At 43.7% G+C, this 18,717-nt stretch carries 20 protein-coding genes; 14 read left to right on the top strand and 6 right to left on the bottom strand.

Going from position 1 to position 18,717, the window contains the following annotated elements:
• Window positions 1-83 precede the first annotated feature (83 nt).
• Window positions 84-1,475 (top strand): argininosuccinate lyase, encoded by a 1,392-nt coding sequence (gene argH / locus PseudUWO310_RS15535; RefSeq protein ID WP_142602821.1) that lies wholly within the window; start codon window positions 84-86, stop codon window positions 1,473-1,475.
• 178 nt (window positions 1,476-1,653) lie between these two features.
• Complete coding sequence (locus PseudUWO310_RS15530; RefSeq protein WP_142602819.1) at window positions 1,654-2,091, top strand: peroxiredoxin; 438 nt, start codon at window positions 1,654-1,656, stop codon at window positions 2,089-2,091.
• 298 nt (window positions 2,092-2,389) lie between these two features.
• Here the strand turns inward: PseudUWO310_RS15530 and ureC are convergent, their stop codons facing one another.
• From ureC to PseudUWO310_RS15505, 5 genes are all read right to left on the bottom strand, one after another.
• Window positions 2,390-4,102, bottom strand: coding sequence for an urease subunit alpha (gene ureC / locus PseudUWO310_RS15525; protein ID WP_142602817.1), 1,713 nt, complete (start codon window positions 4,100-4,102; stop codon window positions 2,390-2,392).
• 4 nt (window positions 4,103-4,106) lie between these two features.
• Window positions 4,107-4,418: an urease subunit beta gene (locus PseudUWO310_RS15520; protein WP_142602815.1), complete on the bottom strand. Its 312-nt coding sequence runs from the start codon at window positions 4,416-4,418 to the stop codon at window positions 4,107-4,109.
• 51 nt (window positions 4,419-4,469) lie between these two features.
• Window positions 4,470-5,114, bottom strand: coding sequence for a Uma2 family endonuclease (locus PseudUWO310_RS15515; protein ID WP_142602813.1), 645 nt, complete (start codon window positions 5,112-5,114; stop codon window positions 4,470-4,472).
• Window positions 5,115-5,134: 20 nt separating this feature from the next.
• Window positions 5,135-5,437 carry an urease subunit gamma gene (gene ureA / locus PseudUWO310_RS15510; RefSeq protein WP_055075254.1) on the bottom strand — a complete coding sequence of 101 codons (303 nt, stop codon included), beginning with the start codon at window positions 5,435-5,437 and terminating at the stop codon, window positions 5,135-5,137.
• Window positions 5,438-5,505: 68 nt separating this feature from the next.
• Complete coding sequence (locus PseudUWO310_RS15505) at window positions 5,506-6,330, bottom strand: urease accessory protein UreD (RefSeq protein ID WP_142602810.1); 825 nt, start codon at window positions 6,328-6,330, stop codon at window positions 5,506-5,508.
• Between the two features lie 438 nt (window positions 6,331-6,768).
• Between PseudUWO310_RS15505 and fmdA the strand changes: the two genes are divergently transcribed.
• The 8 genes from fmdA (at window position 6,769) to PseudUWO310_RS15465 (ending at window position 14,731) form a co-directional block, all read left to right on the top strand.
• Window positions 6,769-7,977, top strand: a complete 1,209-nt coding sequence (fmdA, locus tag PseudUWO310_RS15500) for a formamidase (protein ID WP_009625784.1) — start codon at window positions 6,769-6,771, stop codon at window positions 7,975-7,977.
• A 9-nt stretch (window positions 7,978-7,986) separates the two neighbouring features.
• Window positions 7,987-8,247: an FmdB family zinc ribbon protein gene (locus PseudUWO310_RS15495; RefSeq protein ID WP_009625783.1), complete on the top strand. Its 261-nt coding sequence runs from the start codon at window positions 7,987-7,989 to the stop codon at window positions 8,245-8,247.
• Between the two features lie 59 nt (window positions 8,248-8,306).
• Window positions 8,307-9,713: an ABC transporter substrate-binding protein gene (locus PseudUWO310_RS15490; protein WP_142602808.1), complete on the top strand. Its 1,407-nt coding sequence runs from the start codon at window positions 8,307-8,309 to the stop codon at window positions 9,711-9,713.
• Between the two features lie 124 nt (window positions 9,714-9,837).
• Window positions 9,838-10,800 (top strand): urea ABC transporter permease subunit UrtB, encoded by a 963-nt coding sequence (gene urtB, locus PseudUWO310_RS15485; protein ID WP_009625781.1) that lies wholly within the window; start codon window positions 9,838-9,840, stop codon window positions 10,798-10,800.
• A 145-nt stretch (window positions 10,801-10,945) separates the two neighbouring features.
• Window positions 10,946-12,034, top strand: a complete 1,089-nt coding sequence (gene urtC, locus PseudUWO310_RS15480; RefSeq protein WP_055075258.1) for an urea ABC transporter permease subunit UrtC — start codon at window positions 10,946-10,948, stop codon at window positions 12,032-12,034.
• Between the two features lie 123 nt (window positions 12,035-12,157).
• A complete protein-coding gene (gene urtD, locus PseudUWO310_RS15475) occupies window positions 12,158-12,961 on the top strand; it encodes an urea ABC transporter ATP-binding protein UrtD (RefSeq protein WP_055075259.1) in 804 nt (267 codons plus the stop codon).
• The gene (urtE, locus tag PseudUWO310_RS15470) at window positions 12,951-13,649 is read left to right on the top strand and encodes an urea ABC transporter ATP-binding subunit UrtE (RefSeq protein WP_072143578.1); all 699 of its coding nucleotides are present in this window, start codon (window positions 12,951-12,953) and stop codon (window positions 13,647-13,649) included. Before urtD ends, urtE begins: the two co-directional genes overlap by 11 nt.
• Window positions 13,650-13,906: 257 nt before the next feature.
• A complete protein-coding gene (locus tag PseudUWO310_RS15465; RefSeq protein WP_142602805.1) occupies window positions 13,907-14,731 on the top strand; it encodes an MOSC domain-containing protein in 825 nt (274 codons plus the stop codon).
• Between the two features lie 41 nt (window positions 14,732-14,772).
• Here PseudUWO310_RS15465 and ureG read toward each other — a convergent pair whose 3' ends face one another.
• Complete coding sequence (gene ureG, locus PseudUWO310_RS15460) at window positions 14,773-15,366, bottom strand: urease accessory protein UreG (RefSeq protein ID WP_055075261.1); 594 nt, start codon at window positions 15,364-15,366, stop codon at window positions 14,773-14,775.
• A 321-nt stretch (window positions 15,367-15,687) separates the two neighbouring features.
• Between ureG and ureE the strand changes: the two genes are divergently transcribed.
• The 4 genes from ureE (at window position 15,688) to PseudUWO310_RS15440 (ending at window position 18,609) form a co-directional block, all read left to right on the top strand.
• Window positions 15,688-16,143: an urease accessory protein UreE gene (gene ureE / locus PseudUWO310_RS15455; RefSeq protein ID WP_142602802.1), complete on the top strand. Its 456-nt coding sequence runs from the start codon at window positions 15,688-15,690 to the stop codon at window positions 16,141-16,143.
• Complete coding sequence (locus PseudUWO310_RS15450) at window positions 16,133-16,855, top strand: urease accessory protein UreF (RefSeq protein WP_142602800.1); 723 nt, start codon at window positions 16,133-16,135, stop codon at window positions 16,853-16,855. The genes ureE and PseudUWO310_RS15450 overlap by 11 nt, the downstream gene beginning before the upstream one ends.
• Window positions 16,856-16,928: 73 nt before the next feature.
• Entirely contained in the window at window positions 16,929-17,774 is an 846-nt protein-coding gene (locus tag PseudUWO310_RS15445) for a diguanylate cyclase (RefSeq protein ID WP_142602798.1), read from the top strand.
• Between the two features lie 256 nt (window positions 17,775-18,030).
• Window positions 18,031-18,609, top strand: coding sequence for a DUF4079 domain-containing protein (locus PseudUWO310_RS15440; RefSeq protein WP_223805686.1), 579 nt, complete (start codon window positions 18,031-18,033; stop codon window positions 18,607-18,609).
• Window positions 18,610-18,717: the final 108 nt, after the last annotated feature.

Raw genomic sequence — 18,717 nt, 5'->3', positions numbered from 1 at the left:
TTAAATAATGAACTTATGACAAAAAGGCGCAAAACCTCTTGTCAAAAAGTAAACTAAACTTTCAAGTACTACAGTTTTTTTGTATGAGCCAGCCAACAGCCACCCAACCTTGGAGTCAGCGATTCGAGACCGCGCTGCATCCAGCGATCGCTAGATTTAATGCCAGTATCAGTTTTGATATTAATTTAATTGAATATGACATTACGGGATCGCAGGCGCATTCGCGCATGTTGGCGAAAGTAGGAATTATCAGTGCTGAAGAAGGAGAGATGCTTGTTAACGGGCTAGAACAGATCCGCCAAGAATATCGAGCAGGGGATTTTAATCCCGGAATTGATGCCGAGGATGTTCATTTTGCCGTGGAACGTCGCCTCACTGATCTGATTGGAGATGTGGGTAAAAAGGTGCATACTGCGCGATCGCGCAACGACCAAGTTGCCACCGATGTAAGGTTATATTTGCGCGACCAGATCCGCAAAATTCAGACTGACCTGAGAACTTGGCAGCAAACCCTTGTCAATAAAGCCGAGCAAAATGTCGAGACTTTTATTCCTGGTTACACCCATTTACAACGCGCCCAGCCCATTAGCCTCGCCCATCATCTTTTAGCATATTTCGAGATGGCTCAGCGTGACTGGACGAGACTAGATGAGATTTATCAAAGGGTCAATGTTTCCCCCCTTGGTTCAGGGGCTTTGGCGGGTACGCCCCACCCCATCGATCGCCATTACACAGCCGAGCTATTGGATTTTGGTTCCGTTGCTCGTAATAGCCTTGATGGCGTATCCGATCGCGATTTTGCGGTAGAGTTTCTTTGCGCCGCCAGCCTGATTATGGTGCATTTGAGCCGCCTTTCTGAAGAAGTCATTCTTTGGTCATCGCAGGAATTTAGTTTCGTGAAGCTTAGCGATCGCGTTAGTACGGGTTCCAGCATTATGCCCCAAAAGAAAAATCCCGACGTACCCGAACTAGTTCGCGGCAAAACTGGGCGCGTATTCGGACATCTCCAAGGCTTACTGACAATTATCAAGGGCTTGCCTCTAGCCTATAACAAAGATATGCAGGAGGATAAGGAAGGAATTTTTGATGCCGTCGTAACCGTTCGGGCTTGTTTGGAAGCAATGACGATTCTCGTTGAAGAAGGTATTGAATTTCAACCCAAACGCCTTGCCGAAGCTGTTGCGGAGGATTTCTCTAATGCTACCGATGTTGCCGATTATCTGGCTTCTAAGGGAGTGCCTTTCCGCGAAGCCTATCAATTGGTTGGGAAGTTGGTCAAAACCTGCACCAGTGAAGGAATCTTGCTAAAGGATCTATCCGTTGAGCGTTGGAAAACCTTCCATCCCCAGTTTGAGGCAGATATTGTTGATGCGATCGCGCCCGCGCAGGTGGTCAAGGTTCGGAATAGTTATGGTGGGACTGGATTTGACCAAGTCAGAATTCAAATCGAAGCAGCGAAACAGTTAATTGCGTAAACATCACCTAAGTAGCTAGGCATAAGTAAACTTAAAACCTAGAAGAGCATACCGCCCGCTGCGCGGGCGGTATGCTCTTCTGGTTTTGTTTTTTAATTATGCCGAACTACTTAACACTGTCTAAAATTTTAGCTGTGCTAAAATCCCAACATTATCCACAAATATCAAAAGGTTAATTATGCCTCTAGCAGTAGGTACAGATGCCCCAGCGTTTACCGCCCAAGATACCAACGGCAATACAGTATCTTTATCTGATTTTGCTGGAAAAACCGTAGTATTGTACTTCTATCCTAAAGACGATACTCCCGGTTGTACAAAAGAAGCCTGTAGCTTCCGCGATGCCAAATCTCAATACGAAGGTAAAGATGTGGTGGTTCTAGGAGTCAGTGCTGATGATGAAGCTGCCCATCAAGCCTTCACTGCTAAATACGACCTCAATTTCCCATTATTGGCGGATATCAACAAAGCGTTGATCCAAGCTTATGATGTTGATGGTGGTGGTTATGCCAAGCGTGTCACCTATGTGATTAGCCCCGAAGGAAAAATAATTCTTGTCGATACTGCAATCAATACATCCACCCATGCCAGTGACATTTTAGCTGCATTAGGATTGTAAGGATTCTGCAATTTAAAAAGGAACCGATTTTTTGTAGCGTGGCTTAGCTGCGCTACAAAAAATCGGTTCCTTTTTTATAGGGTTACACCAAATCACAAAATGGCTACGCCATTTTGTGATTTGGTATAACCCTTACTGGGTTTGGTTTTTAATTTCCAAAAGTGTAGCCACACTTTTGGAAATTGGTATTAGAAGTTCTAAGTAGTTCGGCATAATTAAAAACAAAACCAGAGAGCATACCGCCCGCTACGCGGGCGATATGCTCTTCTAGGTTTTAAGTTTACTTATGCCTAGCTACTTAAAACAAGAAATATCGCTGAGCCATCGGCAATACTGACGCAGGCTCACAGGTTAATAATTCGCCATCAGCACGAACTTCATAGGTCTCTGGATCTACTTCCATCACTGGCAAAGCATCATTGAGCTTTAAGTCGCGTTTGCTAATATTACGGGTTCCTTTAACTGTTAGTACCTGCTTCTTCAAACCTAATTGACTAGGAATACCTCGTTCCATAGCAGCTTGAGAAACAAAAGTAAAGGATGTTGGCGCGATCGCACCGCCATAGCTGCCAAACATTGGACGCATATAGACTGGTTGCGGCGTGGGAATACTCGCATTGGCATCGCCCATCTGCGACCATGCGATAAAGCCTCCCTTGAGTACCATTTCGGGTTTTACCCCAAAAAATGCAGGATGCCACAGCACTAGATCGGCGATTTTGCCCACTTCAATGGAACCGACATATTCGGAGATACCGTGGGCGATCGCAGGATTAATTGTGTACTTTGCCACATAGCGCTGAGCGCGGAAGTTATCGGCTCTAGTGATTTCTGGATTGGTAAGAACGCCTCGCTGCACTTTCATTTTGTGAGCGGTTTGCCAAGTTCTGATAATCACTTCGCCAACTCTACCCATCGCTTGCGAGTCAGAGGAAATCATACTAAACGCGCCGATATCGTGAAGAATATCCTCGGCAGCGATCGTTTCACGGCGGATTCTTGATTCGGCAAAAGATACATCTTCGGGAATGCTAGGATCGAGATGGTGACAGACCATCAGCATATCGAGGTGTTCGTCTAACGTATTTAAGGTATAGGGACGAGTAGGATTTGTGGAAGAAGGAAGAACGTTCGCTTCACCACAAATTTTGATGATGTCGGGAGCGTGACCGCCACCTGCGCCTTCGGTGTGATAGGTATGGATCACGCGATTCTTAAAAGCGGCGATCGTATCTTCTACAAATCCTGCTTCGTTGAGTGTGTCTGTGTGGATAGCAACCTGTACGTCATATTCATCGGCAACACCTAAACAAGTATCGATCGTCGCAGGAGTCGTTCCCCAATCCTCATGGAGTTTGAGTCCGATCGCTCCTGCTTCCACCTGCTCGACCAAGCCTTCAGGCTTGCTGCTATTGCCTTTGCCGAGAAATCCTAAATTCATCGGGAAGGCATCGGCAGCTTGCAACATACGGTACATATTCCAAGGACCTGGGGTACAAGTGGTAGCATTTGTGCCAACGGCTGGTCCCGTGCCACCGCCGATCATGGTGGTAATACCAGAAGCGATCGCCACTTCGATCTGTTGCGGACAGATAAAATGAATATGGGTATCAATGCCCCCTGCGGTGAGAATGCGTCCTTCTCCTGCGATGATTTCCGTACCCGCACCGATAATGATATTGACGTTATCTTGAATGTAAGGATTTCCCGCTTTACCGATCGCCACAATCCTGCCGTCTTTAATCCCCACATCGGCTTTGACCACACCCCACCAATCGAGAATCAGGGCATTGGTAATCGCCACATCCACTGCTCCATTGGCATTGGTAATCGGCGACTGTCCCATCCCATCGCGGATTACTTTGCCGCCACCAAATTTGACTTCATCCCCATAGGTGGTGTAGTCGCGTTCTACTTCAATAAACAATTCTGTATCGGCTAAGCGAACCCTATCGCCAACGGTTGCGCCATAGGTTTCTGCATAGGCGCGACGGGACATTCTATAACTCATTCGTTTAATTCTCCAATTTGCCTTCTACTAGCGCATTAAATCCATAAATCTCGCGAGTACCCACATAGGGAACGAGATGCACTTCCTTCTCATCCCCCGGCTCAAAGCGGATGGAAGTACCCGCAGGGATATCAAGGTGCGTACCTTTGGCGCGATCGCGATCAAAGATCAATGCGCGATTGGTTTCATAAAAGTGATAGTGTGAACCAACTTGGATGGGGCGATCGCCTGAATTTGCAACCTTGAGCGTAATCACTTCTCGCCCAGCGTTCAATTCGATATCACCTTCTTGAGTAATGATTTCACCAACAATCATAGATTCATCTCCATTGTTACTTAATGAGGGTGTAGCGTTTCGCGCTACATCCTAGATGTTGAGAATTTGAGCAGCAGTTAAATCTAGTTCAGGAAAAGTCCGCGAAATAATTTTGTCATCTCCTGAAAATCTAGTTGTTTGATATTTACCATTTTCATCTAGCAAATTAACAAACACCGTGGGGACTTTAGGATTACCTAAAAACTCACGACTAGCGATCGCTAAATAATCCACAATCCAATATTCAGGAATCCCGATCCCTTCATATTCTTCAAATTTATCAATATAATCATCATCCCAATTTGTAGAAATGACTTCAACAGCTAATGGAATTGTTTCGCGTAAACCCCTATAGTCACCACGATTAGATCGCCAAATAGTTGAATCGATTACACTTACATCAGGTATACGTCCCCGTTCATTTCCCTGTTGATCAATAGTTCTAATAGGAATTGCTCTTTTGACCACATAGTTAAGAGATAAACGTTCTACCTCTCGATACAAGCGTCTATCAATGAATTCACCAACATCATCGTGATTGCGTGTAAATGTCATTTCACAAATCTCAACTATCTCGCCATCAATCAATTCAAAATGTCCATATTCTGGACACATTTTTAAAAACTGGTCAAAGGTTAATTTAGGTTTCCCATCTGCCAGCCTTTGTTGTTTTTGGGGTGTAGCGATCGCAATCATCTAAAACCTCCATAGCTAAATTAGCGAATAGGATTATGTACGGTAACTAATTTTGTACCATCGGGAAAAGTTGCTTCTACTTGCACATCATGAATCATTTCGGGGATGCCTTCCATCACATCATCACGACCTAGCAAAGTCGCCCCGTAGGACATTAGCTCGGCAACCGTGCGACCTTCCCTTGCTCCTTCCAAAATCTCCGCAGTAATAAACGCGATCGCTTCGGGATAATTTAACTTCAAACCTTTAGCTTTACGACGCTCAGCTAATAATGCAGCCGTAAAAATCAATAGTTTATCTTTTTCTTGGGGCGTAAGTTGCATGAATATCTACCAACCTCTAGGTACGCATTTACTTAGCTTTTAGTTTTGGCAAAGCCAAAATTAAAAGCTCACCAAACTCTCGGTACGCATATCTTTCTATTTCTATAGGATACACGCAAAAGCTGCCAAATTTGCTGAAACCATTTACGCGCATCGCCAGAGGAGTCACCACAATAGCGACAAACTAAACCTGCAAGCGATCGCGTAACGCTCGATTTCCCTTGATAATTTCCCTGTTCCCAAGTAGCGCGAATACGGTCGATCAGTTCGGGTTCTACCGTTGCTCCTACAAAAATGAAACTGGCGGCGATCGCATGGGCATTTAATCCATTCGGGCTATCTAACATTTCAGGATTTCCATGCAGGTATTGTCGATCAATCCACAAAGGGCTTTGGTCTCGCCATACCTCAGTATGCGATCGCCAATGACCATCGAGAAATTTTTCACCCCGCGCCGTCCTTCCGAACCTAACGATTTCCCACATAGTAATAGTTGCATCTGGCGCTAACTCAATTCGCGTAGTTTGTCGATACTTTGACTCTGCAAAGGCGATCGTCTCTTGAGGGAACCATTCCAAATTTGCGCCTTCATCAATGTGAATATGGATATTTTGCCAAGATTCCGCACCAGAACTGCGATAGACCTTACTAGCAGCGGCAGTCGTGATCAGGGCTTGGGTATGGGGTTGAAGATGGATTTTGGCAGATAGGCGATCGCCACCCACTAAACCACCTGCGGTATGCAATAGAACACAATGGCAAACTTCCTCTCCTTCTGGATAAAGCGATCGCTGTATTTTCCACGGAGCTAAAGCATAATTGTAGATCAACTGAGTTGATAAATCTCTCTTACTAAACTTTAGTTCTAAGTTTCCAGTCCATGGCTTATGCATACAGTCATCTATTAATCATTTGACAATTCATCTAGCCAACAAATTAAATCACTATATGCATCAATTTATACAGTTTATTCAGCTCGCAATGTGAATATCCCAGCATTCTTACAGGTCTTATATAGCTACAGTCACTTGAATTAGGACAAATCAAACCCCAAGAATTGACTGGCGGCGCGAAGCGCCGCCAGTCAATTCTTGGGGTTTATGTCCTAGTACATTTGGCGATAGCTACACGACTTCATTCATAAATTGTTCAGCTAAGTGTAAGCGTATCGTGTTTGGTATAAACCATGACAGAATGGAAAGAAAAAGTAACGCAGTATTTGTTAAGAACGTTGAAATTTGGTTAAGTTCCGATTACATACACCCATTAGTGTATGTAGCTTTCTATAGAGTTCAGCTTTTCTTGTTCTTTTACAGATTTAGAAAGATTTTATGCCTAAGACGCTATTCAAAGTTGATCTCACTAAGCCCATGAGTCAACAAGAGTTACCCGGACACAACCGTTGGCATCCAGACATTCCAGCCATAGCTTCAGTTAATCCTGGTGACGTATTTCGCATTGAATGTAAGGATTGGACTGATGGTCAAATTAAAAATGATGATAGTCCCGATGATGTTCGTGATGTAGATTTGACTATTCCTCACGTTCTGAGTGGTCCAATTTGGGTAAATGGAGCAGAACCTGGAGATATTCTAGTAGTAGATCTCGTTGATATCGGCGCTCTTCAAGGCGATGAATGGGGCTTTACAGGTATCTTTGACAAAAAAAATGGTGGCGGATTTTTAACCGATCATTATCCCGAAGCTTCTAAGGCGATCTGGGATTTTCAAGGAATCTATGCAACCTCACGACATATTCCTGGCGTAAAATTTGCAGGAATTACCCATCCTGGACTAATTGGTTGCGCTCCCTCCCATGAGCTTCTGGCAAAATGGAACAAGCGGGAAACTGAACTAATGGCTACCCAGCCAGATCGCCGTACCTATGGAGCTGGAGTAAACATTGATGGCGTATCCGTTTTAGCCGCACTCCCTAATCCCACCAATGCCATTTTAGGAACGTTACCTCAGTCCGAGTACGAGCGCGTAGCAGCCGAGGCAGCAAGGACAATTCCACCACGCGAACATGGCGGTAACTGCGATATTAAAAACCTATCTAGAGGAACTCGGATCTATTTCCCCGTTTATATAGAAGGTGCAAAGCTATCGATGGGCGATCTTCACTTCTCTCAAGGAGACGGTGAAATATCTTTCTGCGGCGCTATTGAAATGGCTGGCTTTATTGATATCCACGTTGATATCATCAAGGGTGGTGTAGAGAAGTATGGAATGGTTAATCCTATCTTTAAGCCCGGTCCAGTAGAGCCCCGTTATTCAGAATTCCTCGTGTTTGAAGGAATTTCCGTCGATGAATACACGGGTAAGCAGTACTTTATGGATGTACATATTGCCTACCGTCAGGCTTGCTTGAATGCGATCGAATATCTCAAGAAGTTCGGTTATACAGGTGAGCAAGCCTACATGTTGCTTAGTTGTGCACCCATAGAAGGAAGGGTGAGCGGTATCGTAGACATTCCCAATGCCTGCTGTACGATCGCTATTCCCACTGCCATATTTGACAAAAATATTCTTCCAGTTTAGAAAAGAAATATGCCTCTTTATGAATTTCGCTGCGAAGAATGTGGTGTGTTTGATGTATGGCGTTCAATGGCTGAATCGAGTTCTCCTGCTCACTGCCCAGAATGTAATGAGCAAGGAAGGCGAGTCTTTTCTCCACCTATGACTCTTTCAAGATCTCAGGTGGCAAAAGCAGTAAGTTCAGAACCAAAGATGGTCAAGGTTGATCGAGAGCCAAAAACATCAAATGTCCAGTATCACTCAGGCAGTCGTCCTTGGATGGTCGGACATTAATTTAGCAGTCAGCTATTGTTTGGTGTGAGTTTTAAAACAATTAAGGAGAGTTTCAGGCAATGAAATTGAATAGCTCAAACGAAGGTGGGCTCACGCGCCGCCGCTTTATTAAGTACGGATCTTTTGCCGCTGCTAGCAGTATTATGGTTGCCTGTGGTCAAGGCGGTGGTGATACCACGAAGACTACTACCACCTCATCAAGTGGTGCTACTTCTTCAGCATCGCCTGCGGCGGATGGTAAAAAAGGCATCAAGGTTGGTGTCATGTACTCCACTACAGGTACAATCGCCATTGTTGAAAAATCATTACAGGATGCCACCTTCCTTGCGATCGACCAAATCAATGAGGGTACTGGTCCTTGGGCTGGTAAGAAAGGAATTAACGGTCAAATGATCGAAAAGGTTGTGGTAAACCCCGACTCCAACTGGGATTTGTACAACCAAATGTCCAAGCGTTTGATTGATGAGGACAAGGTGGTATGCGTTCTCGGCTGTTATACATCTGCGAGCCGCAAGTCAGTGTTACCAGTCTTTGAAGAAAAGAACAGCATTCTTTACTACCCTGTCTATTATGAAGGAAACGAATGTAGCTCCAATGTTTTCTACACTGGTGCAGCACCTAACCAACAAATTACCGATTCAATTCCATACTGTATCAAGAATTTTGGAAAGAAAGGTTTCTTCATCGGATCTGATTACATTTATCCGAAAGAAAGCAATCGGATCGCTAAAGCTGAGCTAGTCAATGGTGGCGGTGAAGTTGTAGGAGATGAATATGCGGCGCTTGGTACAACCGAATTTATCACGATCATCAACAAGATCAAGCAAGCCAAACCAAACTTCATCTTGAGCAATCTGGTAGGAGACAGTATCCCTGCATTCTATAAGCAGCTCAAGGATGCTGGGATCACCTCCAAAGACATTCCGATCATGGCTTTCCCTACCACAGAAGAAGAAATTCAAGCCATGGGACCAGAATTTGCTGAAGGTCATTACAGTAGCTTCAACTACTTCCAAACCGTTGACACTCCTGAGAACAAGGCATTCGTAGAGCAGTTCAAGGCTAAGTTCGGTAAGGATCGCGTTACCAATGGAGTTATGGAAGCAGCCTATATCCAAACCTTCTTCATGGCTCAAGCAATGGAAAAGCTGGCTAAGGAAGGGAAAGAATTTAATACTGCTAACCTCCGCGAAGCTACCAGAGGGCAGGTCTTCAAGGCTCCTCAGGGCACGGTAAAATCTGACCCCGACAACTATCACACCTACCTCTATTCCAGAATTGGCAAGTGGAAGTCTGATGGTCAGGCAGAAATCGTATTTTCCACCAAGGCTGCTGTTAAGCCAATTCCTTGGAGCCAAGCACTCTACAAGGGTCGTCTTTGTGTCCATAAAACTCCCGATGATCGCAGCAGCCCGAACGTTGAGACGAAGAAAGATATTCCAGCTGAATTTCTGAAAGAAGCCTAGATTTCTAACTTGAGTCAATAATCTCTGACTTCGCAAGGGGTCAGAGATTATTGACTTAATAAGTCAACTTGCAATCGCGAAAAATAGCGAACGATACTACTCTAAGCTCTAATTTAAGAATCCCATGAACGTTTTTTCATTTAATGTACTATCCTCGCTGATTCACTTAGCGCAATCAACCCCACCCGCAAAATCGATCGATCCGATCGCTGTCACCAATCAACTTTTAAATGGAGTCGGTATTATCGGGATTTTGCTATTGACGGGGTTAGGACTAGCCATCACCTTTGGGGTAATGCGCATCATTAACCTTGCCCATGGTGAATTCATCATGTTGGGAGCCTATACAACGTTCGTATTGCAAAGTAATTTCAAAATGGACTTGTTGATGACAATTCCCTTCTCTTTTTTGTTTACGGCGTTTGTCGGTGCAATTATCGAGTTAACTATTGTCCGACGACTTTACGGGCGAGCCGTAGAGACATTGCTGGCGACTTGGGGGTTAAGTATCGTCCTGCAAGGGGTCATCAAGCTCATCTTCACCGCCCAATTGAAGTATGTTAAAGCTCCTCCCTACATTCGTGGTAACTGGACTCCATTTCAAATCGGAGGACAGGCGATCGAGATTTCCTACTATCGCTTGTTCATTATCTTTATGGCTTTATTCCTCCTCGGAATGACCGCTTTCTTACTTTACGGTACGACTCTGGGACGAGAAGTTAGAGCTGTGACCCAGAACCGAGATATGGCGAAGTGCCTCGGTGTAAATACAAGTCTTGTGGATATGATCACCTTTGCCTATGGTTGCGGGCTAGCAGGAATTGCAGGCACGGTTATTTCATCGCTTAAGAGCGTTGCTCCACCGATGGGACAGGATTATCTAGTTGACGCTTGGATGACGGTAGTTACTGGTGGTGTTGATAAGCTAGTTGGGGTCTTAGCTGGGGCAGTTCTAATCGGTGAGTCCAACGCTGCGATCGCCTATCTAATTAACGACCCGACTGCAAGGGTAATTGTTTTAGCAGCGGTAATTATCTTGATTCGCTACCGCCCCGAAGGTTTATTTACAGTTCAAAAGCGTAGCTAAATTGTCTGAATAATTATTAGGTTTTTATTACAATCATCATCTGCGACACTTCTAATAAAAGCTTGATGTTTATTTCAGCAAATATTTCAGTACATATTTCCGTAAATATAGCGTCAATTTTCAAAATTTCAATGGAGGCTTAGAGATGGCTGAAGTAGTAGGTCGCATACGACAAGCAAATTTTGTTCCCAAAAGATGGCTCATTACTAGTGCCATAGTCTTGCTAATTTTTGTGATTTTTCCCTTTGTGGCTGGCACTTTCCAAACTAACTTGATGGCAAAGTTGTTACTGTTTGGAACTCTAGGTGTTTCTTTAGACCTAATCTGGGGATTTACAGGAATCCTCAGTTTTGCCCATGGCGTATTTTTTACTTTAGGCGGATATGCAATGGCATATTACCTGAAGTTAAATCTATCTGCCACAGCTAACAACTATGGCGGTACGCTTCCTGACTTCATGGTCTGGAATGGATTAAAGGAATTGCCTTGGTTCATTGCACCATTGCAGTATTTCCCGATCGCTGTCATTGCCACTGTAGTTATTCCTGCTGGATTTGCCTACGCGATCGGCTCGTTCATTTTTCGTTCTAAAGTGAGTGGTGTTTATATCACCGTAATCACCCTAGCGATCTCCTCAGCATTGACGACCTTCTTTGTTAGTCAACAAGCCTATACGGGGGGAACCAATGGCATTACGGATGTCTCTAAACTCATACTTTTTGGGGCAGAAGTCCCGCCTATCGGGTTATATTTTATCATTCTCCTATTCGCCACTTTAGTTATGGCAGCTAGTTGGTGGTTAACCCAATCTAACTTTGGATTGATTCTGCGATCGATTAAAGAGAACGAAAAGAGAATTTCTTTCCTCGGCTATGATGTTGCTAGTTTCAAGATATTTATCTGGACACTTTCCGCAGCAATTGCTGGTATCGCTGGCGGATTGTTTGTCCCCTTAAATAACTTTATTTCCCCTGTCTATCTCAATGTTGCCTTTGGAACTCAAGTCGTAATTTGGGTAGCTGTCGGTGGTCGAGGTACACTTTTTGGTCCAATCATTGCGGCAATTTTATTGGGACAAATTCAAAACTCCGTAGATCGAATTACTCAAGATTGGCAATTGATTGTCGGCGTAATTTTGATGGTTGTTGTTTTATTTCTTCCCGATGGTCTAATGAGCTTGATTCCCCAAAAACTCCTTGGTAAGAAAAACAATCAGTTAGAGAGATCGAGCTAGATTTTGAGTTTTTTGAAGGTAGGATCTTAAGTATGTCTCGCTGCATGGCTGTAGATCGAAAGCATAAACAATATTGCGATTGCGTACACTTAATCATTAATTTAATAATTAAAAAGAGTTCATATGAACACAACCACATCCGCATCAATTGATTCCGCTCCAGTTACCCACACTGAAGGAGCAATTTTATCAATAAAAGACCTAAAGGTAGTTTTTTCGGGATTCAAAGCTTTAAAGGGAGTCAACTTAGATGTCGGTGAAAATGAAATTGTGACGATCATCGGGCCGAATGGGGCTGGAAAAAGCACCTTACTCGATGCCATCGTTGGTAAGTCTCCAGTAGCTTCGGGACATGTATTTTATCACGGTAAAGATATTACGAATCGGAGTGCTTTTGAAGTAGCAAGGATGGGCATCGGACGTAAATTTCAAAATCCTAATGTCTACAATGAGTTAACCGTATTTGACAATATCTTATTAGCTTTAAAAGGATCCCATGGAGTCTTTTCTTCGATCAGGTCCAAATTAACCGCAGCGAAGAGAGATAAAATCATCACCGTTCTCGATCGCGTTGGGCTTTTGGAAAAGGGATATTCAAAGGTGTCCTCGCTTTCCCACGGACAGAAACAGTGGGTAGAAATTGGGATGGTCATTGCACAGGATCCTTCCGTAGTACTACTAGATGAGCCCACTGCGGGAATGACCCCAGATGAAACACATTTGACTGGAGAAATCATTAAAACGATTTCTCAGAATCATTCTGTCGTGGTTATCGAGCATGACATGGAATTTGTCAAGCAGATTGCTCAGCGCATTGTGGTACTCCATCAAGGAGAAAAATTGACTGAAGGATCGGTCAGTGAAGTGCAATCAAATCCCAAAGTAATTGAAGTATATTTAGGACGCGAACAAATCGATGCTGCTTGAACTAACTGATGTGACGGTTTCTTACGGACAAACCCCTGTGTTGTTTGGAGTGAATATGCAGATCGAGCAAGGTGATATCGCTTGTCTGCTCGGGCGTAATGGTGTGGGAAAGACGACACTGCTTCGTAGTGTCATCGGACTGAATAAAGTAATGTCTGGAAATATCGTTTTTGACGCGGATAACATTACCAAAGTGCCAACGTTTAAACGCGCCCGCTATGGTATTTCCTACATTCCCCAAGGGAGAGAAATTATTCCCTACCTATCGGTTTTAGATAATCTCAAACTTGGCATGTCCGCTGGACAAAAGAAGTATCGTAAGATTCCCGATGAGATCTTTGAGTTTTTCCCAATGCTCAAGCAACATCTCACTCGGCAGGGCGGTTTATTGAGCGGTGGACAACAACAGCAATTAGCGATCGCACGCGGTCTGATGAGCAATCCCAAGATTATGCTTCTTGACGAGCCAACGGAAGGAATTCAGCCTTCGATTGTTCAGGAAATTGAGGATACTTTAAAGAGGATTAATCGCGAAAAGGGTATCACCCTCATTGTAGTCGAGCAGAAAGTAGACTTTGCACGACAACTCGCTCAGAAATTTTTCATTATGGAAAAAGGTGCAGTTGTCGCCAATGGAGCAACTGCCGATCTGAGCGACGATCTAGTCCATCAGTATCTTGCCATTTAATAATAGCTAAAGGAGAGAGTAACGCCCACGTAGCGGGCAGTACTCTCTCTCTAGCTAATTCCTAACACCAATTCACGAAAGTGTGACAACACTAAGGGTTTGAGATTCCCAAAATGGCGTTGCCATTTTGGGAATTGGTATAAAAGTTTTCAAGTTAAGAAATGGCATAGCCATTTCTTAACTTGGTATGAATTAGTATTTTTAACTTGTTTGACTGTTCGGAATATCTATGGGCTAATTGAGAAGGAAGGGAAATTATGGCTCGGACATTAGTTGGTGTAGTTACTTCTCTTTGGCGTTATCCTGTTAAGTCAATGCTAGGCGAACAACTTGAGACAGTAGAAGTTATCCCTACAGGCATTTTGGGCGATCGCTCATTTGCCTTGTGGGATCGTGAAACTAGCCGCATTGCCAGTGCGAAGAACCCGAAGAAATGGGCAAAACTTTTAGGCTTTCATGCCGAATTAGGGGAAATGACTGCTCAAAACAGTCAAGAAGCGATGGCGAGGGTCACAATTACTTTGCCTGATGGTAGTTCGGCGACCAGCGATGATCGTGATATTGACAGCATTCTCTCTCAAGCTGTGGGGCGTGACGTAAAATTACTTTCGGTTGTTCCCGAATCTCCCAGTTTGGATCAATATTGGCCAGATATTGAAGGAGCCTTAAATCGGGAAACTATTACCCAATTGTTTATGCCCTCAGGCACTTTTTTTGATTCCTGTCCAATCCATGCCATTACGACTGCAACTCTAGATAAGCTGCAAACCCTTTATCCTGAGGGGAAATTCAATCCCTGCCGATTTCGCCCCAATATTTTGATCGAGCCCCCATCTTCTGAACCTGCTTTTGTGGAAGATGATTGGGTCGGCGGTAAATTGCTAATTGGCGATCGCGTTTGCTTGAGTATTGATACTGCCTGCCCTCGTTGTGTAGTAACGACATTAGCACAAGGCGATCTTCCCAATGACTTAAATATCTTGCGGACGACCACCAAACAAAACAAAACGATCGCAGGTATTCGGATGTCAGTAATACAAACAGGAACGATTCGCTGTGGTGATTCAATCTGGTTGGAGTAACTAGCTGTCAATCCCTCAAAGCTAAGTAAATTAAAGCTAAATTACATTCGATTTACAATAAATCCGACGATTTCCGTCAACCCAACTTGAGTCTTGAGATTGCTGAATACAAAGGGTTTATCTCCTCGCATTTTTAGAGTATCCCTTTCCATAATCGCGAGATCAGCTCCAACGTACGGAGCGAGATCGATTTTGTTAATTACTAATAAATCAGATTTAGTAATCCCTGGTCCTCCTTTACGGGGGATTTTATCCCCTGCGGCTACATCGATTACGTAAAGGGTTAAATCCACGAGTTCGGGACTAAAGGTGGAGGCAAGATTGTCTCCACCACTCTCGACAAAGATTAAATCGAGATCTTCAAAGCGAAGTTCTAATTGCTCGATCGCCGCAAGATTCATGGAGGCATCTTCGCGAATGGCTGTATGGGGACAACCACCTGTCTCTACTCCCATAATGCGATCGCGGTCTAGGGCTTGGCTGCGGACGAGAAACTGAGCATCTTCTTGGGTGTAAATATCGTTTGTGACTACGGCAATTTGGAAATGCGATCGCATTGATTTACAGAGAGAATCAACCAGAGCAGTTTTCCCAGAGCCGACAGGTCCCGCAACACCAACCCGAAATGGAGACATAGAGATTTATCCTTACGAAGCAATGAATAGCAATAACCATAGTATCTTTATCTTTACAGGTTTGGTGTAAGCTTATAGGTAGCTAGGCATAATTAAAAACCAAAACCAGAGAGCATACCGCCCGCGCAGTGGGCGGTATGCTCTTCTAGGTTTTAAGTTTACTTATGCCTAGCTACTTAGCATCGCGAGGAATGCAAAAATCAAAAAAGTTACTCGCAAATAATTACTCGCAAATAATTACTCGCAAATAATTATTAACTACGTTTACCTGCTTGGCATTATTAATAATTAATACTGTTGATCCCTCCCTGCAATTAGTTTATGCATATTATTACTAAACGTCTATCCCATGAAGCCAAGAAATTGGTGAATCGCGAATCTCTTTTAACCCTTGCGCTCATTGCTGAGGATAGAACTCGTAGCCGTCACCGATTTACAACATTGGAAGGAGAAGAGATTAATTTACAACTTCAGAGAGGGACAGTTCTGAGAGAAGGAGATATCCTTGCTGACGAGAACGATCGGGCGATTGTCTATGTCATGGCAAAGCCCGAACCTGTCATTACGGTTACGGCGCATCACCCTCTTGAGTTTTTAAGAGCAGCCTATCATTTAGGTAATCGCCACATTGCTCTAGAAATTACCGAAACATACCTACGCCTATCTCCCGATCCAGTTTTAGAAGATATGGTGATCCAAATGGGATTAACTATAGCCAAAGAAAATCAGCCTTTTCAACCTGAGTCTGGCGCTTACCATCATCACCATGATCATTAATCCCGCATCGCTGCAATTACTACGATTACTACAAATCACTAGCCCTGCTTTGCCAGTTGGGGCTTACAGCTATTCGGAAGGACTCGAATATCTTTGTAGTCAAAAGATTATTCAAACAGAGTCCGATCTTTGCAATTGGCTGAGAAGGGAATTGCAATTTGGATTTATTCCCAACGAAACGGCGATCGCTCTTCGCGCCCACCAAGCCATTAAATCTCATAACATATCCACATTAATCTACTGGAATGACTGGCTATCGGCAACGAGAGAAGCCGAAGAAGTCAGGTTGGCGAGTTGGCAGATGGGACAGTCCCTCATGAAATTATGGTGGCAGCTTACCGATCGCCAAAATCCAATATACACATCTATCCACACCTTGCTCCCTACAACCAAAGATAATCCACAGGGAAAGGGTTGTAACTATGCGATCGCCTTTGGCATTGTCGCCGCCAGTCTGGATATCGATTCTGACAATACGAGCTTGGGCTATATTTATAGCTGGCTATCCAATTTAGTTAGCGCCGCAGTCCGTTCCGTTCCATTTGGTCAGACTACGGGACAGCAAGTTATATTTCAGCTTAGTGGGGATATGTTGAACAGCTCCCAATTATCGCTACATCGTTTGGATAATGAATTAGAATGGTGTGGATGGGGGGCAAGCCTCGCCTGTGCTAACCATGAGACTCAATACTCTCGTTTATTTCGTAGCTAATGTGAATATTGTCGTAAATTTGGCAATTTCTTGAAGCCGTTTTAAAATTGCTACAGCTAATCGTAAGAAAAGTATGGAAACAGAAAAAAGTGACTTAGTCAGTACTGAAGGACTTTTCTTGGCTACAGTTGCGAGTCTAAAGCAGGAAATCCAAGAATTAAAAGCGCAAAACATTATTCTAAGGGATCGCTTAGTTAGTAAAACCATCCAAGAAGAACAATTATCGGAGGCAAATCACCGTCTGCAAACAGAAATTATCGATCGCCAAAGGACGGAGACGGCTCTAAGATTGCTATTAGATCGCCTTTCCAGTGAGAAAAACGATCTAGAAATCATCCTTGATACTACTACCCGCCATAGTGACACGATCGAAGCACTGCTCTACGAACGTGCTTTGTCACTTGCCCGCGAAGTAACTATTGATGGGTTAACTCAAATTGCTAATCGACGTACCTTCGATCAAAAACTAGAAGTAGAATGGCAGCGTTTAGCTAGAGAAGGGCTACCGATGTCGTTACTTATATGTGATGTCGATTTTTTTAAGCGTTATAATGATCGCTACGGACATCCTGCGGGAGATGACTGTTTACGCGCCGTTGCCAAGGCGATCGAATCCTGTATTCGTCGTCCAGCAGACTTAGCAGCCCGATATGGCGGTGAGGAATTTGCGGTAATTTTACCCAATACCCTCAAGGAAGGAGCAGCCTTTATTGCTGAGAAGGTCTGTCATACCGTCTCAAGTTTAAGTATCAAGCACGAAGCTTCGTTTATCAGCGATCGCGTTACGGTCAGCATTGGTATATCGACAATCCAGCCTACCAAGAAATTATCTGCCAAAATTCTCATCGAGTCGGCGGATAAAGGATTATATTTGGCGAAAAAACAAGGACGCGATCGCGCAGTATTCAATGCTGATTAATAAAGCTTGATCCTTAATTTCGATCCCAGCGCAGTTAAATAACGCAGTTAAATAATTTTATTTAAACTTATAACGGGTTTCATTTTGCGTATGACAAAATGAAATCCGTTAGGATGTTATACCAATTCACGAAAGTGTGACAATACTTTCGTAAATTAAACACCAAACCCAGTAAGGTTTTGAGATTCCCAAAATGGCAACGCCATTTTGGGAATTGGTATTACAGTTTGAGCTGGAAATTTAATTGCCTCCTACCATGGAACTAAAATATTTTTTTGCTTTGTTACATCCGACGATCGCGATCGCGATCGTATTTCCATTAATTGGTATTGCGCTCAATCGTTCTTGGTTAGCTCGTCAGCGACGGTTGCAATCGGCAAGTGGAGTCAAGAGCAAAATTCCTCCGACCGTTGGTTCAGAACATCTTGCCATCGGATACTGGTTGACGGGTGCGGTTGTGGGAGTAGCACTTCTAGGTATGGGGTTTCCAATGGTCTCAAAGATGATCGCTCACGATAGTCTAACTAAAGAACCATTTCGAGTTGCCATAGTTGCCCTATTGTTTCTCGGCACAATAGCTTCAATGGTATTTCTCTATCGCGCTACGAAGAAATTAGGGCGTGGAATCTTTGCTACCCTAGCAGGTATGGGACTGATTGTGATTGGCTCGCAACCAGAGATTTATCGCAAAGATAGCGAGTGGTTCTTTTCCCATTACTACTACGGCATAGCTTCAGCTTTACTGATGATTTTTTCAGTCGCGATCGTTCAAGATATCTATCAAGATCGCCAAAATCGTTGGAGAAATGTACATATTAGACTTGTTGGGAAATAAAAGCAAAGCACAGAGGTGATTTTACTTTTTCTGTCCATTGCAAGCAAAATCTAAATAGAAGTTCCATAAGCCAGCCGCATTCAACATGAGACGGTCATCAAAATCAGG

Origin of the sequence: Pseudanabaena sp. UWO310, from assembly GCF_006861605.1 — a bacterium.
Classification (GTDB): domain Bacteria; phylum Cyanobacteriota; class Cyanobacteriia; order Pseudanabaenales; family Pseudanabaenaceae; genus Pseudanabaena.
The sequence above is the reverse complement of the archived record's forward strand: the minus strand, read 5'-3'. Positions and strand labels throughout refer to the sequence as shown.

What these genes read in the sequence shown, in the direction of transcription:
- PseudUWO310_RS15450 (WP_142602800.1), top strand. Translation starts at nt 16,133, where the DNA reads ATGATCATTAATCCCGCATCGCTGCAATTACTACGATTACTACAAATC.
- urtB (WP_009625781.1), top strand. Translation starts at nt 9,838, where the DNA reads ATGAACGTTTTTTCATTTAATGTACTATCCTCGCTGATTCACTTAGCG.
- PseudUWO310_RS15495 (WP_009625783.1), top strand. Translation starts at nt 7,987, where the DNA reads ATGCCTCTTTATGAATTTCGCTGCGAAGAATGTGGTGTGTTTGATGTA.
- urtD (WP_055075259.1), top strand. Translation starts at nt 12,158, where the DNA reads ATGAACACAACCACATCCGCATCAATTGATTCCGCTCCAGTTACCCAC.
- PseudUWO310_RS15490 (WP_142602808.1), top strand. Translation starts at nt 8,307, where the DNA reads ATGAAATTGAATAGCTCAAACGAAGGTGGGCTCACGCGCCGCCGCTTT.
- ureG (WP_055075261.1), bottom strand. Translation starts at nt 15,366, where the DNA reads ATGTCTCCATTTCGGGTTGGTGTTGCGGGACCTGTCGGCTCTGGGAAA.
- ureE (WP_142602802.1), top strand. Translation starts at nt 15,688, where the DNA reads ATGCATATTATTACTAAACGTCTATCCCATGAAGCCAAGAAATTGGTG.
- fmdA (WP_009625784.1), top strand. Translation starts at nt 6,769, where the DNA reads ATGCCTAAGACGCTATTCAAAGTTGATCTCACTAAGCCCATGAGTCAA.
- PseudUWO310_RS15505 (WP_142602810.1), bottom strand. Translation starts at nt 6,330, where the DNA reads ATGCATAAGCCATGGACTGGAAACTTAGAACTAAAGTTTAGTAAGAGA.
- ureC (WP_142602817.1), bottom strand. Translation starts at nt 4,102, where the DNA reads ATGAGTTATAGAATGTCCCGTCGCGCCTATGCAGAAACCTATGGCGCA.
- ureA (WP_055075254.1), bottom strand. Translation starts at nt 5,437, where the DNA reads ATGCAACTTACGCCCCAAGAAAAAGATAAACTATTGATTTTTACGGCT.
- urtE (WP_072143578.1), top strand. Translation starts at nt 12,951, where the DNA reads ATGCTGCTTGAACTAACTGATGTGACGGTTTCTTACGGACAAACCCCT.
- PseudUWO310_RS15465 (WP_142602805.1), top strand. Translation starts at nt 13,907, where the DNA reads ATGGCTCGGACATTAGTTGGTGTAGTTACTTCTCTTTGGCGTTATCCT.
- PseudUWO310_RS15440 (WP_223805686.1), top strand. Translation starts at nt 18,031, where the DNA reads ATGGAACTAAAATATTTTTTTGCTTTGTTACATCCGACGATCGCGATC.
- urtC (WP_055075258.1), top strand. Translation starts at nt 10,946, where the DNA reads ATGGCTGAAGTAGTAGGTCGCATACGACAAGCAAATTTTGTTCCCAAA.
- PseudUWO310_RS15445 (WP_142602798.1), top strand. Translation starts at nt 16,929, where the DNA reads ATGGAAACAGAAAAAAGTGACTTAGTCAGTACTGAAGGACTTTTCTTG.
- PseudUWO310_RS15530 (WP_142602819.1), top strand. Translation starts at nt 1,654, where the DNA reads ATGCCTCTAGCAGTAGGTACAGATGCCCCAGCGTTTACCGCCCAAGAT.
- argH (WP_142602821.1), top strand. Translation starts at nt 84, where the DNA reads ATGAGCCAGCCAACAGCCACCCAACCTTGGAGTCAGCGATTCGAGACC.
- PseudUWO310_RS15520 (WP_142602815.1), bottom strand. Translation starts at nt 4,418, where the DNA reads ATGATTGTTGGTGAAATCATTACTCAAGAAGGTGATATCGAATTGAAC.
- PseudUWO310_RS15515 (WP_142602813.1), bottom strand. Translation starts at nt 5,114, where the DNA reads ATGATTGCGATCGCTACACCCCAAAAACAACAAAGGCTGGCAGATGGG.